The following is a 14,695-nucleotide window of genomic DNA, read 5'->3' as shown; positions in this document are numbered from 1 at the left end:
ACCATGGCCGGGCACGTTTTCGCCAGTTCAGGAGACTCGAATGCGCCGATTCCTCGAAGCAGTTCAGCGACCCCGCCGGACCATCGTTTTCGAGGACTCGACCCTTTATGCAGACCCCGCAGGTACGCACGACCCTGAACATCGGCATCCTGGCCCACGTCGACGCCGGTAAGACCAGCCTCACCGAGCGGCTCCTGTTCGACACGGGCGCCATCGACCGGCTCGGCAGCGTCGACGGGGGCGACACCCGCACCGACACCGGCGCGATCGAGCGGCAGCGCGGCATCACGATCCGCTCGGCCGTCGCCGCGTTCAGCGTGGGCGACACCCAGATCAACCTGATCGACACCCCGGGCCACTCCGACTTCATCGCCGAGGTCGAGCGGGCCCTCGACGTGCTCGACGGCGCCGTCCTGCTGATCTCCGCGGTGGAGGGCGTGCAGGCGCAGACACGTGTGCTGCTCAGGACGCTGCGCCGACTCGGCGTGCCCACGCTGGTTTTCATCAACAAGATCGACCGGGCGGGCGCACGCGTCGGCCCGCTGCTCGACGACATCCGGCGCCGCCTCACGCCGCACGTGGTGCCGCTGGCGGACGTCCGCGACGCGGGTACGGCGCGTGCCGCCGTCACGGCCCGTACGCTCGACGTTCCTGCCGTACGGGACCGGGTGGCGACGGCGCTGGCCGAGGTCGACGACACGATCCTCGCCGCTCTCGTGGACGGCGAGCGGCCGGACACCGCCACCGTGCGCGACGCCCTGACCGCACGGGTCGGAGCGGGGGTGCTGCACCCGGTCCTGTTCGGCTCCGCGCTCGGCGGACAGGGGGTCGGCCAACTCATCGATGCGGTACGGAAGTTCGTTCCCGCGGCGGCGAAGCCGGAGCCGTCGGTCTCGGCCGGGCCGATCGGGACCGTCTTCGCGGTGCGCCGCGGTCCCGCCGGCGAGCGGATCGGCCTGCTGCGGATGTACGACGGTGAGGTGCGGGCCCGGCAGAAGGTGGTGTTCCTGCGCCGGGACCCGGACGACGGGGCCGCCGTGCCGGTGGCCGGGCGCGTCACCGGTGTCCGGGTCGTCGGCACGGACGGCGACGTGGTGCGGGCCGGTCAGATCGCCGAGGTGCGCGGGGTCTCCGGCATCCGCGTCGGCGACCGGCTCGGTGAACTCCGCGACGGGCGGGCCCGGTTCGCGCCGCCGACGCTGGAGACGGTGGCGCGCGCGGTACGCCCCGGGCAGGGCGCCGCGCTGCGGGCCGCGCTGCTCGATCTCGCCGACCAGGACCCGCTCATCCACGCACGGCCCGGCCCGGACGGCAGCACGGCGCTGCTGCTGTACGGCGAGGTCCAGAAGGAGGTCCTGACCGCCACACTGGCCCAGGAGTTCGGCATCGAGGCGGAGTTCGAACCGAGCCGCATCCGCTGCGTCGAGCGGCCCGCGGGGAGGGCCGAGGCGGTCGAGGAGATGGGCCGCGACAGCGAGACGGGCCTGCCGGCGACGGTCGGGGTGCGCGTCGAGCCGGGGCCGCCCGGCTCCGGGCGCGTGTTCTCGTACGAGACCGAACTGGGCGCGCTCCCCCGGGCGTTCCACCAGGCCGTCGAGGACACGGCGCTCGCCACGCTGGCCCGAGGCGGGCCGCACGGCTGGCCGGTGACGGACTGTCATGTGACGCTGATCCGCTCAGGGTTCTCCTCTCCGGTCAGCGTCGCGGGCGACTTCCGTACGGTCACCGCGCTCGTGACCCGCAGGGCCGTGCAGCGGGCCGGGACCCGTGTCTTCGAGCCGGTGCACTCCTTCGAGGCGGAGGTGCCGCTGGACGCGCTCGCCCCGGTGACGGCCCAACTGGCCGCTCTGGGAGCCGAGTTCCGGGACACGACGGGCGGCGGCACGTCCTGGCTGATCACCGGGGAGCTCACGGCGCGCAGGGTGCGGGCGATGGAGCTGGCGCTGCCGGGGCTCACGCACGGCGAAGGGGTGTGGTGGTCGCGTGTGTCGGGCGACCGGCCGCTCCCGGCCACCGGGGCGGCGCCCCAGGCGTGATCAGCCCTCGTGGTGGGGACTCGCCCTGCGAGCGAAGGAGGTTTCCCTCATGAACCGGAGGGCTCTGCCACTGCCCCGCTGGGGCAAGGCCGTGGGCGTCGTCGTCGTGGTCCTCGTGCTGCTCTTCACCGGTCTGCGCCTACTGGACCGGCTGGACGGCGTGTTCGGCACGGAGACCCACGACCGGTCCGGGCCCGCACTGCTGAAGTCCGTGCGGGACCTGAGCCGTTACGACGCCGCGTCCGGGAACTTCCAGGTCGTCGTCGACCTGGAGAAGGACACCAAATACCTCCCCGACGCGGTCCGCGGGACGCGCACCCTGTACATCGGGGCCGGAACGGTCGACGCGTACGTGGATCTCGGCAAGGTCGACGACGGTGACGTGCGGGTCAACGGCGACCGTACGAAGGCGACGCTGACGCTGCCGCACGCACAACTCGGCAAACCGGCCCTGGACACGGACCGGTCCTACGCCGTGTCCAAGCAGCGCGGGCTGCTGGACCGGCTCGGCGACCTGTTCTCCGACAACCCCAACGACGAGCGCGCCGTGCGCAAGCTCGCCGCCCGGCACATCGGCGAGGCGGCGAAGGACAGCGACCTCACCGGGCGCGCTGAGCGCAACACGACGGACATGCTGCGCGGGCTGCTGCGCTCGCTCGGCTTCAAGGAGGTCCGTGTGGCCTACGCGGCGTGACCTGTCGCCGTGGTCAGGCGCAGGTGCTGGACCTGCTCCTGGTCACCGGAGGTCGTCGAGACCTCCTCCACGGCGAACGCCGCGTCGAGGGTGGCCCGCAGGCGGGACAGTGCCTGCGGGCCGCCTTGCAGGTCGGCCGTCACCGGGCCGCTCAGGGAGGAGGTACGGGCGGGCGGGGCGACGTCGGGCGTGACGTCCACGGTCGTCGGCCAGACGGTCGCCTTCGGGTCGGGAGCCTCGCCCTCGACGCGGTCCGAGGGGTAGGCGGCGCACAGCACGGCGAGGACGGACGCGGCGTCGTCGGGGGTGCATTCGCTCAGCTCCACGCCCACCGACGCGGCACCGTAGCCGTGGACGGGGTTGCGGTCCTCAGGGCTCATGACGGGTCCCTCCTCAAGATCGTTCCGGTACCCGGGAAGGACCGGGTACCGGCGCCTCAGGAGTCGAAACCCCCGGGTCAGCGCGGTGTGCGGCGGGCGATGACGACGGTGGCGTACAGCTCGTCGTCCTCGACCACCCGCCCGTCCAGGCCCGCGGCGCGGACCGCCGCCACGGCGTCGGCCGCCTGGTGCTCGCCGGTCTCCACGAAGAGGAACCCGTCGGGTGCGAGCCAGTCCGGGGCGCCCGCGGCGACGCGGCGCAGGACGTCGAGCCCGTCGGCACCGCCGTCGAGGGCCATCAGGCGCTCGTGGTCGCGGGCCTCGGACGGCAGCAGGGCGACGTCGGCGGTGGGGACGTAGGGGCCGTTGGCGATGAGGATGTCGACGTGGCCCTTGAGGCGGGCGGGCAACGGGGCGTACAGGTCGCCTTCGTGGACCTGGCCGCCGAGCGGGCCGACATTGCGGCGGGCGCAGGCGACCGCGGCCGGGTCGAGGTCCGCCGCGTGCAGCCGGGCGGGGCCGCGCGCGGCGAGTACGGCGGCGACCGCACCCGTCCCGCAGCACAGGTCGACGACGACGGCGTCCGGCGGGGTCACGGCGAGCGCCTGCCGGGCGAGGAACTCGGTGCGGCGGCGCGGCACGAACACGCCGGGGTCGACGGCGATCCGCAGCCCGCAGAACTCGGCCCAGCCGACGACGTGTTCGAGCGGCAGCCCGGTGGCGCGGCGCTCCACGAACGCGGCCAGTTCGGCGGCGTCGCGGGCGGTGGCCAGAAGGACGCGGGCCTCGTCCTCGGCGAAGACGCAGCCGGCGGCGCGCAGGGCGGCCACGACCGGCTCGGGGTCGAGGGAGAGCGGCGAAGCAGGGGTGCAACGGGGCGACGGGGTGAGCGACATGGGGCGGATCTGACCTCTCGGGACACCGATCGGGCTCCCGGCCGCCGGACGGCGCCGTCCCGCTCAGACCGAGCGGACGGACCGTACGACAGAAGAAGGCAGTTCCCGATCTGACACGGCGGTGACGTGCACAGCGGTGATCGGACTCACCTCCTCGTTCCCTCGTTGCGCTGTTGGGCCCGGTCACCCTATCCCACCCGGACCCGCCCCGAGCGGCGCCCGTCGGGGCTCAACCACAGGCGCTCAGCGGGGCGGTGCGATCAGTCCGCGCTCGTAGGCGCGGACGAGGTGCTGCGGGACCAGGTGGCGTACACCGTCGACGGTGACCGGGGCCAGGGTGGGCGTGGTCGCCTTCCACCGGGCGCGGCGGTGACGGGTGTTGCTGCGGGACATCTTGCGCTTGGGCACGGCCATGACGGCTCGTTCCTCCTCCGGTACGGGGACGACTGCGCCGCAACGCTACATGAAAATGAATCCCATTAACGACTCAGGTCACCCCTTGCGAACCGGGCATACCCTGGAAGAAGCGGATGCTTCGGACACCTGGGGGTGTCGTCATGGTCCAGGAACTGGTGCTGGCCGGGGTGGGGGTGGCCGCCGCCTGCATGGCGTACGCGGCGGCCGCGGCCCGGGTCGTGAAGCAGTACGAGCGCGGGGTCGTCTTCCGCCTGGGCCGGCTGTCCGGCGGGGTGCGCGAGCCGGGGTTCACCATGGTGGTGCCCGGGCTCGACCGGCTGCGCAAGGTGAACATGCAGATCGTCACGATGCCGGTGCCCGCGCAGGACGGCATCACGCGGGACAACGTCACGGTGCGGGTGGACGCCGTCATCTACTTCAAGGTCGTCGACGCCGCCAGCGCGGTGATCCAGGTCGAGGACTACCGGTTCGCCGTCTCCCAGATGGCGCAGACCTCGCTGCGCTCCATCATCGGCAAGAGCGACCTCGACGATCTGCTCTCCAACCGCGAGAAGCTCAACCAGGGCCTGGAGTTGATGATCGACAGCCCCGCCATCGGGTGGGGTGTGCAGATCGACCGGGTCGAGATCAAGGACGTCTCGCTGCCCGAGTCGATGAAGCGGTCGATGGCCCGGCAGGCCGAGGCCGACCGGGAACGGCGGGCCCGGGTCATCAACGCCGACGCCGAACTCCAGGCCTCGAAGAAGCTCGCCCAGGCGGCCGAGGTGATGTCCGAGCAGCCCGCGGCGCTCCAACTCCGGCTGCTGCAGACCGTGGTGGCGGTCGCCGCCGAGAAGAACTCCACCCTCGTCCTGCCGTTCCCGGTCGAGCTGCTGCGCTTCCTGGAACGCGCCCAGCAGCCCCCTGCCGCGTGACATCGGGGTAGCGTCTGCGGCAACCGGCGGACAGGGAGCGGCAGATGGACACGGCTGAGGCCGCACGGCGGTTCGTCGCCGGGTGGCAGGCGGGGTGGGCGCGGCACGATGTCGACGCGTTGATCGGCCTGTACGCGCCGGACTGCGTGCACCGCTCGATGCCGTTCCGCGAACCGCACCGGGGGCGGGCCGCGCTCGCCGCGTATCTGCGCTGGTCGTTCGAGGACGAGGTGCCGCTCGATGTACGGTTCGGGCCGCCCGTGGTCGGGCCCGACGGGGTGGCGGTCGCCGAGTTCCGGGTGCTCGCCGAGGAGGGCGGGCACGCCTCGACGCTGGCCGGGTGCGTGTTCGTACGCTTCGACGCCGACGGGCTCGCGGTGGAGACACGGGACTACTGGCACACCGCGGACGGGCATCAGGAGCCTGAGGGCGGGCTGTTCCTGGAGCCTGCCGCGATGAACCGTCCGCCGACATCGCGGAGCTGAGCGGCGGTCACCGCCGTGGCAGCGCCGACCGGCCGGGGACGAACTGGGAGGCCGTTCCCGCGCGGCCGTGGACGCGACGCAACAGCCGGTCCTGCGAGCACGGCGCGCCCGACCGCAGTCCCGGAGACGTGTCGCCTCTCCTACGCATACGGTCCGCGGGGCGGGTGCGGTCGATGAGTTCGGGCCGCGACAGGAGTCTGATGGAGGACACCCGACTTCTGGAGGCCGGCCCGTGGCTGAACCACACGTTCTGGAGACCCGGAAAGCTCTGGAAAGGGCGATCCACGTCGAGCGGTCCGCGCTCGCTCAGGACCTCGCCGAGCTCAGCGAGGCCCAGTGGGCGACAGCATCACTGTGTGAACGCTGGACCGTGGAGGAGGTCGTGGCCCATCTGACGGCAGGTGCCGGCACGCGGATGTGGCGCTGGCTGCTGAGCATGCTGGCCGCGCGGTTCCAACCCGATCTGCACAACGACCGACGGATGGCAGAGCACCGTGGTGCCACACCGGAAGAGACCTTGCGACGATTTCGCGCAGTGGTCGCCGGGCCCGCCGGGCCGTCAGGACATACGGCGGCCTGGTTGGGCGAGATCGTCGTCCACAGCGAGGACATCCGTCGGCCATTGGGGCTGCTGCGGACACCCCCGGCGGCCACGACGACCGCCGTGGCCCGGTTCTTCGCCGGCCGCGATTTCGCCGTCCCGAGCAAGACCGCGATCGCGGGTCTGCGGATCGAGGCGACGGACGGACCGTTCACCACCGGCTCGGGGGAACCGCTCCGGGGGCCGACCCTCTCGCTGGTGATGGCGATGGCAGGCCGTGCGGCGGCCTGCGAGGACCTTGAGGGTGACGGTGCCGCAATCCTGCGCGCCCGACTGCGCTGAGGTGGAAGAACGAGCTCAGCGGGCCGTGCGGCGCAGGGCCCGGTCCGTGACCGTGAGGGCGACGAGCAGGACGCCGAGGACGACCGAGGCGCCCGCCATCAGGTGCAGACCGGCGTCGTCGGCGCGCCGGCCGTAGGCGAGGGCGATGAGGCTCGACGCGGTGATCGCGCCGATGTACTGGGCCGTGCGCTGGAGTCCGGCCGCGGCGCCGATGTCGGCGGCGGGGGCGTACTCCTGGACGGCGGCCTGGTTACTGGTGCCGATGAGGCCCTGCGGGATGCCGAAGCAGGCACCGGCGAGGAGCAGGACGGCGAGCGGTGTGCCGCCGGAGACGAAGGCCAGAACACCCGCGCCGACGGCGAGCAGGACGCAGGCGACGGTGAGCGGGGCACGGATGCCCTTCGTGCGGGCGCCGAGCAGCGAGCAGACGAGGGCCGCGAGCGACATGGGCAGCATGAGCAGTCCGGTGTGTCCGGAGGAGTAGCCGCGGGCCTCCTCCAGCCACTGCGTGTACCCGTACATGACGCAGTAGATGAGCAGGTAGCTCAGACCGTGGCGGAGGTAGGTGCGGGCCAGCGGGCCGTTGCCGGCGAGCATCCGTACGTCGATGAACGGGGCCGCGCAGCGCAGTTGCCACCACACCAGTGCGCCGGCGAGCAGGGCGAACGGCGCCAGGAGCCACCACATCGGGTGGGCGAGGTCGAGGAGGAAGAAGACCAGGAGGGTCAGGGCGGTGGAGAACAGGCCGATGCCGAGGGGGTCGAGGGAGAGCTTCGGGGCCGGTGCGGTGCCCGTCTCGCGCGGCGGGTCGGCGGGGATCCAGGCCAGGGCGCAGATGAACGCGACGACGGACACGGGCACGTTGACGGCGAAGATGCCGCGCCAGCCGACGAAGGTGACGAGCAGTCCGCCGAGCGTCGGGCCGACCGCGGCGCTGCCGAGCGCGGCGAAGGAGAGCCGGGCCATGACGGGGCGCGGCGGACGGCGGTTCACGCGGCGCCCCTCGTCGCGCAGCACGGCCATCGCGGCGGGGTAGGCGGCGGACGTACCGATGCCGAGCAGCAGCCGGGAGACGATCAGCCAGCCGAAGGACGGCGCGCACGCGCCGACCAGACCCGAGGCGCAGACCACGACGAGTCCGGCGAGGAAGACGCGGCGCGGGCCGAGCGCGTCGGCGAGCTTGCCGAGGACGGGCTGGGCGACGGCGCTGGCGAGGTAGAGGACGGAGATCAGCCAGGCGGTGTCGGCGGCGCCGATCCCGAAGTGGTGCCCGATCGCCACCAGGGCGGTGGAGATCATCGTGGTGTTGAGCGGGTTGAGCACGGAGCCGAGCAGGAGCGGGGCGGTGAGCCGGGCGCGGAAGCCGGTGCCGGTCCGTCCGGCGGCCGCGGCCGGTGCGGCCGCGGTGGCTATGACGCCGCCGTCACCGCTCACTTCTGCACCAGGCGTTCGAGCAGGGCGGTCGCCTCGGCGAGGGTGCGGCGCTCGGCCGCGTCGAGTTCGGTGTCGAGGGCCTGGGTGAGCCAGCCGTGCTTGGCGGCGCGGACGGCGTCGAGGGTGGCCCGGCCGCTGTCGGTGATCGACACGACGGACTGCCGCCCGTCGTTCGGGTCCGGGGAGCGGGTCACGAACCCGCGCTCCTCCAGCGCGCCGAGCGTGAGCCGCATCGACTGCGGGCGCACGTACTCGGAGCGGGCGAGGGCGGCCGTGGTCGCGGGCCCTTCCGTGCCGAGGCGGGCCAGGACGGTGCGCTGTGTCGGGGTGAGGAGGCTGTCCGGCGACGCGGTGCGCAGCCGGCGCGACAGACGTCCGACGACGGTGGCGAGGTCGGCGGCGATCCGCTCGGTGGGCGGGTCTGAGGGCTCGGGTCCCAGCGTTCCTGACATGCCCCCACGATAGGAGTTCGACAGGAAGCCTTGCAAGTTTTCCTTACGATCTCGGGTACGGGGCGTGGTTCACGCGTCGAGCGCGCCGAGCAGGGCCCGCGCGCACAGGTCGCGCACCTGGGCCCGGGAGAGTTCGGGGGCGTCCAGCCAGTCCAGGCAGACGGCGACGAGAAAGGCGAGCCAGCCGCGCACGGCGAGCCGCAGCGCCGCGGGCTCCGGGAGGCGGCCGGCCGTCTGCGGGTCGGCGGCGAGCGCGGCCAGGATCTGCTCCTCGTGCGCGGCGAGGCCCTCCCGGTAGACGGTGCGCACGGCGGGGTCGCCCGCGGACTCGGCGCGGTGGAAGGCCCGGAATCCCTGCGCGTGCGTGGCGACGTACTCGAGGAAGGTGTCGAGCCCCGCACCGATCTGGTCGCGGACCGGGATGCCGGGGACAGCGGCCGTCAGGCGCAGCATGCGGGCGCTCTCCCGCCGGACGACCGCGGCGAAGAAGTCCCGCTTGGTCGGGAAGTAGTGGTAGAGCAGGCCGCGCGAGACGCCGGCGATCTCGGCGACCTGCTCGATCCAGACGTCGTCGTACGGATCCTGGGCGAACAACTTGGCCCCCACGGAGAGGAGTTGCTCCCGCCGCTCCTGGGTGCTCAGCCTGCGCCGTGTCCGCTCACCACTCATGCGGGCACCTTACTTGACGTGAGTTCAATAGCGGGCCCAGACTGAGGCGCACTATTGAATCCACGTCTAACAAGCCTGCCGGGCGGGTCCAACGGGCCGACGGTGCAAGGGAGATGGGCACGATGGCGCAGACGACGCAGTCGACGGCGGACACGCTGCCTCGGGGCTTTCGCAGCGCCGAGCAGGGCTGGCCGCGCCTGGACCGGATCCCGCATCCGCCGCGCCGGGTCCCGCTGATCGGCGACGTGGTGGGCGCCAATGTGCGCACACCGATCCAGGACTCGATGAAGCTGGCCGCCGAACTGGGGCCGATCTTCCGGCGCCGGGCGTTCGGCAAGGAGATCGTGTTCGTGTGGGGCGCGGAGCTGGCCGCCGAGCTCGCGGACGAGTCCCGGTTCGCCAAGCACGTGGGCCTGGGTGTCGCGAACCTGCGCCCGGTCGCGGGGGACGGCCTGTTCACGGCGTACAACCACGAGCCCAACTGGCAGCTGGCGCACGACGTGCTGGCGCCGGGCTTCAGCCGGGAGGCGATGGAGGGCTACCACCCGCTGATGCTGGACGTGGCCGGGCAGCTGACCGGGGCGTGGGACGCGAGTGCGGCGGCGGGCCTGAGCGTGGACGTGCCGGGCGACATGACGAAGCTGACGCTGGAGACGATCGCGCGGACCGGGTTCGGGCACGACTTCGGCTCGTTCGAGCGGGACTTCGCCGCCGAGGGGCCGCATCCGTTCGTGACGGCGATGGTGGGCGCCCTCTCGTTCGCGCAGCGGCGCAACGTGGTGCCGCCGCTGCTGACGTCGGTGCTGCTGCGGGGTGCGCAGCGGCGCAACGCCGCGGATCGCGCGTACTTGAACCGTACGGTCGACGAGGTCGTCGCGGCCCGGCGTGCGTCGGGCGGCGGCCCGGGCGATCTGCTCGACCGGATGCTGGAGGTCGCGCACCCGGAGACGGGCGAGCGGCTGACGGCGGAGAACATCCGCCGACAGGTGATCACGTTCCTGGTGGCGGGCCACGAGACGACGTCGGGGGCTCTGTCGTTCGCCCTGCACTACCTCGCGCAGGACCGCACGGTGCTCGCGCGGGCGCAGGAGGAGGTCGACCGGGTCTGGGCCGGCGTCGAGGTGCCCGCGTACGAGCAGGTGGCCAAGTTGCGTTATCTGCGACGGGTGCTGGACGAGTCGCTGCGGCTGTGGCCGACGGCTCCGGCGTTCGCGCGCGAGGCGGTCACGGACACGACGCTGGGCGGGGTGCATCCGATGCGGCGCGGCGCGTGGGCGCTCGTTCTGACGTCGATGCTGCACCGCGACACGGCCGCGTGGGGCGAGGACCCCGAGTCCTTCGACCCGGAGCGTTTCGCGCCGCAGGCGGTGCGGGCCCGCCCGGCGCACGTGTTCAAGCCGTTCGGCACGGGCGCGCGGGCCTGCATCGGGCGGCAGTTCGCCCTGCACGAGGCCACGTTGGTGCTCGGTCTGCTGCTGCGCCGCTACGACCTCGCGCCGGAGCCCGACTACCGGCTGGCGGTCACGGAGCGGCTGACGCTGATGCCGCGCGGGCTGCGGCTGCGGCTTACCCGGAGGTGATCTCTCGGGCGCGGGGGCCTGCCTCGCAGGGGGGCGTGGCTGAGGGACGTCCACTGAGTACGCGGCGGCGGTGGCGGGTCGCGCACGTCATGCACGGGTAGCGGGCCGCGCACCTCATCGCACGGGGAGCGACCGGTGCACGTCATTCCCGCGCGCTCAGGTACGCCTCCAGTTCCGCCGCGCCGGCCAGCATCGCCCGGCCGCGCGCGGACAGGCGTCGCTGCCAGTCGCGCAGGGCGCCCTCCAGCGGGGCGAGGCCGCCGGCCGTGCGGACCTGGTCGAGGAGGGGCGCGATCTGCTCCAACAGGTGGCCCCCGCGCCGGAGTTGGTGGACCAGATGGGCGTCCCGCACGTCGGCGGGGCCGTAGACGCGGTAGCCGGTGCGCGGGTCGCGGCGCGGGCGGACCAGGCCCGCGTCCTCCCATGTGCGCAGGGTCGCGGGCCGGATGCCGAGCCGGTGGGCGAGGGGGCCGATGAACGTGATGCCGCCGGACGGTTCTTCGCCCGCGTCCGCGGGGTCCAGGTCGCGCAGGGCGCGCTCCACGGCCTGGAGGGTGCGCCGGTCGTCGAGGAGCTGGGCGTGACTCTCGTCGATGAGGCGGAACGCCTCGTCGGTCGCCCCGTCGTTCACCGCCCGCATGATGGCCGTCGCCGTGCGGTGTCCGTGGCCGGGCGCCAGGGCGAGGAAGGCGCGCAGCGCCCGGGCGTGCAGGGGCGTGTAGCCGCGATAGCCGTGGGCGGATCGCGATGCCGGAGGAAGGATGCCGGCCTCTTCGTAGTTCCTGACCGCCTGCGTGGACAGACCGCTGCCGCGCGCCAGGTCGATCGGCCGCAGCCGCTCCCCCGTTTGAAGGTTCTGCTCCATGAATCCAAGGGTAGCGGGGCATCAGCGCGCAAAAGTTTCCACCGATAGTTCAACGATAGCGTTGAAGGCATGGCTATCGACATCACCGGCATCGAGGAGTCCGCCCGTCCCGCCGACGGCGCCGCCGTCCTGGACCTGCTCGCGCACCGGCCCCGGCTGCTGGCCCTGGGCGAGCCCACACACCGCGAGGAGACCCTCCTCGACCTGCGCAACGAGATCTTCCGCCACCTCGTCGAGCACGCGGGATACCGCACGATCGCGCTCGAGAGCGACTGCCTGAAGGGCCTGGACGTCGACGCCTACGTCACGTCGGGCGCGGGCGACCTCGACGAGGTGGTGCGGCAGGGCATCAGCCACGAGTGGGGCGACCTGACCGGAAACCGCGAACTCGTGCGCTGGATGCGGGAGTTCAACGCCGACCGGCCCGCGGCCGACCATGTCAGGTTCGCCGGATTCGACGGCCCGCTGGAGATCACCGGTGCCGAGAGCCCCCGCCCGGCCCTCACCTCCCTGCACGACCACCTCGCGGCGCACGTGGACGCGGAACTCCTGCCCTGCACCCGCGACGGCCTCGACGATCTGCTCGGCGACGACGGCCGCTGGACCGAACCCGCCGCGATGATGGATCCGGCCCGCTCCTTCGGCCGCTCCCCCGAGGCCGGCCAACTGCGCTTGCTCGCCGACGACTTGACGGCGCTCCTGGAGGGGCAGCAGCCGCACCTGCTCGCGGCCACCTCACAGGAGGCGTGGGAGCGGGCGTGCCTCCACGCCCGCACCGCGACCGGCCTGCTGCGCTACCACTCCTGGATGGCCGACACGTCCCCGGCCCGCCTGCCTCGGCTCCTGGGCGTACGGGACCACATGATGGCCCGGAACCTCCTCGCCCTGGCAGACCGCGGGCCGACCCTCGTGTACGCCCACAACTCCCATCTCCAGCGCGAGAAGAGCTCGATGCGGATGGGCGGGGATCCGCTGGAGTGGTGGAGCGCGGGAGCGCTGGCGCACGCCCGGCTCGGCGGGGAGTACGCGTTCGTCGCCACCGCCCTCGGCACGATCCGGCACCAGGGCGTGGACACCCCGCCAGCGGACACCCTCGAAGGTCTCCTCTACGCGCTCCCTCAGGACCGCTGCGCCGTCGACGTGCGGCGGCTCCACGCGGCCCTGAGCGACACGCGACCCGAACCGCGCGTGTCCCCCTGGTTCGGCTACGCGCCCTTCCCCCCGGCGCACTTGGCGGGCGCCGACGGGCTGCTGTTCCTCAAGGACATGGCTCAGGGCCGGCCATGACTCAAGGCGAATTGTCAGACCCGTACGCAAGAGTGGAGGCATGAACGGGACCAGGAACACCAGGCAGCATGTACAGCACAGTTCGCACACTGCGCACGGCGCGCCCGGATCACAGTCGAGGAGTCACGAGGTCGCGGCGGCGCAGGCGTGCCTGCGGTTGCTGCACACGGCGCGCGCCGCGCTCTCCGGCACCGAGCCACCCGGCACGGCGGCGGTGCTCGCCGTGCCGATCGCGGAGGCCGACGAGGCCCTGCGCCGTGCGGGGCTCGCGGGCAACGAGGCGTGGCTGCTCGACCGGATCTACGACCTGGGCCTGGGGCCCGAATCGCCCTAGGATCCAAGCACGCCGCGCTCGGGGGGAGTTGGCGGGTCGGGTCCGGTCGGCCGGGAGTTCCTCCGGGCCCCGTCCCCGACCTGTCAGGAGTGCGCGTTGACGCCGTCCCCCGAAGTCCCCGCCGCCGAGGCGCCGTACCGTATCGACCCGGCCGGCGGCTGCCCGCACGCGGTGAACGCACGGCTGAGGGCGCACGGCGCCGTCGCGCCCGTCGTGCTGCCCGGTGACGTGCCGGGCATGCTCGTCCTCGGTCACGATGCGCTCAAGGAGTTCCTCGCGCACCCCGATGTCGCCAAGGACGCACGGCACTTCACCGCGCTCACCGAAGGGCGGATACCCGACGGCTGGCCGCTGCGGACGTTCGCGACGGTGCGCGGGATGACGACGGCCGACGGCGCCGACCACCAGCGGCTGCGGTCGCTGGTCGGCCGCGCGTTCACGGCCCGCCGGGTCGAGGCGCTGCGGCCGCGCGTCGAGGAGCTCACGGACGAGCTGCTCGACGGTGTCGCCGAGGAGGCGGCAGCCCACGGCGTCGTGGAGCTGCGCAAGCGGTTCGCGCTGCCGCTGCCAATGCGGGTGATCTGTGAACTGTTCGGCGTGGACGAGGAGTTCAGGACGCGGCTGCACCATCTGTCGAGCCAGGTCGTGTCCACCCGGACCCGCCCCGAGGACGCGGTCGCGGCCAACAAGGAGATGGTGGCCGTGCTCGCGCAGGTGGCCGCCGCGCGCGAGCGGGATCCGGGCGACGATCTGACCAGCGCGCTGCTCGCCGCCCGCGAGGCGGACGGGGACCGGCTCGCCCAGGAGGAGTTGATCGGCACGCTGATCCTGTTCGTGATCGCGGGGCACGAGACGACGCTGAACCTGATCACGAACGCGGTGCGGGCCCTGTGCGGGCACCGCGACCAACTCGCCCTGGTACGCGCCGGAGAGGCCTCCTGGGAGGACGTGGTCGAGGAGACGCTGCGCTGGGACAGCCCGGTCAGCTACTTCCCGTTCCGCTATCCGACCCGCGATCTCACGGTGGACGGCACGCTGATACCCCAGGGCACCCTGGTGCTCGCCGGCTACTCGGGCGCGGGCCGCGACACGGCGGCGCACGGCCCGGACGCCGACCGCTTCGACATCCTGCGCCCCGCCCGCCGCAGGCATCTGTCGCTCGGGCACGGCCCGCACTACTGCCTGGGCGCGTCGCTGGCCCGCCTGGAGGCGACGGTCGCCCTGGAGCGCCTGTTCACGCGGTTCCCCGACCTCGACCTCGCCGTGCCGGACGGGGAACTGCCCGCGCACGCCGGGTTCGTCGGCAACAGCGTGCGGGAGCTGCCGGTGCGGCCGGGGCGGGACGCGGGGCATCGGTGACACTGGTCGC

General features: G+C 73.0%; 16 protein-coding genes. 9 read left to right on the top strand and 7 right to left on the bottom strand.

Annotation, left to right across the window (positions count from 1 at the left end):
* The first annotated feature begins 107 nt into the window (after positions 1-107).
* Together otr(A) and AB0L37_RS11905 are read left to right on the top strand one after the other, a co-directional pair.
* Entirely contained in the window at positions 108-2,036 is a 1,929-nt protein-coding gene (otr(A), locus tag AB0L37_RS11910; RefSeq protein WP_365503187.1) for a tetracycline resistance ribosomal protection protein Otr(A), read from the top strand.
* Positions 2,037-2,085: 49 nt separating this feature from the next.
* Entirely contained in the window at positions 2,086-2,730 is a 645-nt protein-coding gene (locus AB0L37_RS11905; protein ID WP_365503184.1) for a DUF4230 domain-containing protein, read from the top strand.
* On the opposite strand, the gene AB0L37_RS11900 is transcribed toward AB0L37_RS11905, so the two are convergent.
* From AB0L37_RS11900 to rpmF, 3 genes are all read right to left on the bottom strand, one after another.
* Positions 2,718-3,110 carry a hypothetical protein gene (locus tag AB0L37_RS11900; RefSeq protein WP_365503181.1) on the bottom strand — a complete coding sequence of 131 codons (393 nt, stop codon included), beginning with the start codon at positions 3,108-3,110 and terminating at the stop codon, positions 2,718-2,720. The two genes, AB0L37_RS11905 and AB0L37_RS11900, sit on opposite strands and share 13 nt — an antisense overlap.
* A gap of 77 nt (positions 3,111-3,187) precedes the next feature.
* Positions 3,188-4,006, bottom strand: coding sequence for a putative protein N(5)-glutamine methyltransferase (locus AB0L37_RS11895; protein WP_365503178.1), 819 nt, complete (start codon positions 4,004-4,006; stop codon positions 3,188-3,190).
* A 243-nt stretch (positions 4,007-4,249) separates the two neighbouring features.
* Positions 4,250-4,420: a 50S ribosomal protein L32 gene (rpmF, locus tag AB0L37_RS11890; RefSeq protein ID WP_365503175.1), complete on the bottom strand. Its 171-nt coding sequence runs from the start codon at positions 4,418-4,420 to the stop codon at positions 4,250-4,252.
* A gap of 116 nt (positions 4,421-4,536) precedes the next feature.
* Between rpmF and AB0L37_RS11885 the strand changes: the two genes are divergently transcribed.
* The 3 genes from AB0L37_RS11885 (at position 4,537) to AB0L37_RS11875 (ending at position 6,705) form a co-directional block, all read left to right on the top strand.
* On the top strand, positions 4,537-5,337 hold the full coding sequence (locus AB0L37_RS11885) for a slipin family protein (RefSeq protein ID WP_365503172.1): 801 nt from the start codon (positions 4,537-4,539) through the stop codon (positions 5,335-5,337).
* 44 nt (positions 5,338-5,381) lie between these two features.
* The gene (locus AB0L37_RS11880) at positions 5,382-5,822 is read left to right on the top strand and encodes a nuclear transport factor 2 family protein (protein ID WP_365503169.1); all 441 of its coding nucleotides are present in this window, start codon (positions 5,382-5,384) and stop codon (positions 5,820-5,822) included.
* A 232-nt stretch (positions 5,823-6,054) separates the two neighbouring features.
* Positions 6,055-6,705: a maleylpyruvate isomerase family mycothiol-dependent enzyme gene (locus tag AB0L37_RS11875; RefSeq protein WP_365503166.1), complete on the top strand. Its 651-nt coding sequence runs from the start codon at positions 6,055-6,057 to the stop codon at positions 6,703-6,705.
* A 15-nt stretch (positions 6,706-6,720) separates the two neighbouring features.
* On the opposite strand, the gene AB0L37_RS11870 is transcribed toward AB0L37_RS11875, so the two are convergent.
* The 3 genes from AB0L37_RS11870 to AB0L37_RS11860 all read right to left on the bottom strand — a co-directional run bounded on the left by AB0L37_RS11870 (position 6,721) and on the right by AB0L37_RS11860 (position 9,260).
* Positions 6,721-8,118 carry an MFS transporter gene (locus AB0L37_RS11870; protein WP_365503632.1) on the bottom strand — a complete coding sequence of 466 codons (1,398 nt, stop codon included), beginning with the start codon at positions 8,116-8,118 and terminating at the stop codon, positions 6,721-6,723.
* A gap of 17 nt (positions 8,119-8,135) precedes the next feature.
* A complete protein-coding gene (locus AB0L37_RS11865; RefSeq protein ID WP_365503163.1) occupies positions 8,136-8,591 on the bottom strand; it encodes a MarR family transcriptional regulator in 456 nt (151 codons plus the stop codon).
* A gap of 69 nt (positions 8,592-8,660) precedes the next feature.
* Positions 8,661-9,260, bottom strand: a complete 600-nt coding sequence (locus tag AB0L37_RS11860; protein ID WP_365503160.1) for a TetR/AcrR family transcriptional regulator — start codon at positions 9,258-9,260, stop codon at positions 8,661-8,663.
* Between the two features lie 122 nt (positions 9,261-9,382).
* On the opposite strand from AB0L37_RS11860, the gene AB0L37_RS11855 reads away from it, so the two are divergent.
* The gene (locus AB0L37_RS11855; protein ID WP_365503157.1) at positions 9,383-10,840 is read left to right on the top strand and encodes a cytochrome P450; all 1,458 of its coding nucleotides are present in this window, start codon (positions 9,383-9,385) and stop codon (positions 10,838-10,840) included.
* Positions 10,841-10,982: 142 nt separating this feature from the next.
* Here AB0L37_RS11855 and AB0L37_RS11850 read toward each other — a convergent pair whose 3' ends face one another.
* Complete coding sequence (locus AB0L37_RS11850; RefSeq protein WP_365503154.1) at positions 10,983-11,705, bottom strand: TioE family transcriptional regulator; 723 nt, start codon at positions 11,703-11,705, stop codon at positions 10,983-10,985.
* A 69-nt stretch (positions 11,706-11,774) separates the two neighbouring features.
* On the opposite strand from AB0L37_RS11850, the gene AB0L37_RS11845 reads away from it, so the two are divergent.
* The 3 genes from AB0L37_RS11845 to AB0L37_RS11835 all read left to right on the top strand — a co-directional run bounded on the left by AB0L37_RS11845 (position 11,775) and on the right by AB0L37_RS11835 (position 14,685).
* Positions 11,775-12,992: an erythromycin esterase family protein gene (locus tag AB0L37_RS11845; RefSeq protein WP_365503151.1), complete on the top strand. Its 1,218-nt coding sequence runs from the start codon at positions 11,775-11,777 to the stop codon at positions 12,990-12,992.
* A 151-nt stretch (positions 12,993-13,143) separates the two neighbouring features.
* Entirely contained in the window at positions 13,144-13,326 is a 183-nt protein-coding gene (locus AB0L37_RS11840; protein ID WP_365503630.1) for a hypothetical protein, read from the top strand.
* 96 nt (positions 13,327-13,422) lie between these two features.
* Entirely contained in the window at positions 13,423-14,685 is a 1,263-nt protein-coding gene (locus tag AB0L37_RS11835) for a cytochrome P450 (protein WP_365503148.1), read from the top strand.
* Positions 14,686-14,695 lie beyond the last annotated feature (10 nt).

The sequence above is a fragment of the Streptomyces sp. NPDC052225 genome (genome assembly GCF_040679615.1).
In the GTDB taxonomy this organism is placed as follows: domain Bacteria; phylum Actinomycetota; class Actinomycetes; order Streptomycetales; family Streptomycetaceae; genus Streptomyces.
The sequence above is the reverse complement of the archived record's forward strand: the minus strand, read 5'-3'. Positions and strand labels throughout refer to the sequence as shown.

Excerpts from the sequence above, each read along its gene's own strand:
- AB0L37_RS11860 (WP_365503160.1), bottom strand. The coding sequence starts at position 9,260 with ATGAGTGGTGAGCGGACACGGCGCAGGCTGAGCACCCAGGAGCGGCGG.
- AB0L37_RS11855 (WP_365503157.1), top strand. The coding sequence starts at position 9,383 with ATGGCGCAGACGACGCAGTCGACGGCGGACACGCTGCCTCGGGGCTTT.
- AB0L37_RS11865 (WP_365503163.1), bottom strand. The coding sequence starts at position 8,591 with ATGTCAGGAACGCTGGGACCCGAGCCCTCAGACCCGCCCACCGAGCGG.
- AB0L37_RS11880 (WP_365503169.1), top strand. The coding sequence starts at position 5,382 with ATGGACACGGCTGAGGCCGCACGGCGGTTCGTCGCCGGGTGGCAGGCG.
- AB0L37_RS11885 (WP_365503172.1), top strand. The coding sequence starts at position 4,537 with ATGCTTCGGACACCTGGGGGTGTCGTCATGGTCCAGGAACTGGTGCTG.
- rpmF (WP_365503175.1), bottom strand. The coding sequence starts at position 4,420 with ATGGCCGTGCCCAAGCGCAAGATGTCCCGCAGCAACACCCGTCACCGC.
- AB0L37_RS11850 (WP_365503154.1), bottom strand. The coding sequence starts at position 11,705 with ATGGAGCAGAACCTTCAAACGGGGGAGCGGCTGCGGCCGATCGACCTG.
- AB0L37_RS11900 (WP_365503181.1), bottom strand. The coding sequence starts at position 3,110 with ATGAGCCCTGAGGACCGCAACCCCGTCCACGGCTACGGTGCCGCGTCG.
- AB0L37_RS11895 (WP_365503178.1), bottom strand. The coding sequence starts at position 4,006 with ATGTCGCTCACCCCGTCGCCCCGTTGCACCCCTGCTTCGCCGCTCTCC.
- AB0L37_RS11845 (WP_365503151.1), top strand. The coding sequence starts at position 11,775 with ATGGCTATCGACATCACCGGCATCGAGGAGTCCGCCCGTCCCGCCGAC.
- AB0L37_RS11905 (WP_365503184.1), top strand. The coding sequence starts at position 2,086 with ATGAACCGGAGGGCTCTGCCACTGCCCCGCTGGGGCAAGGCCGTGGGC.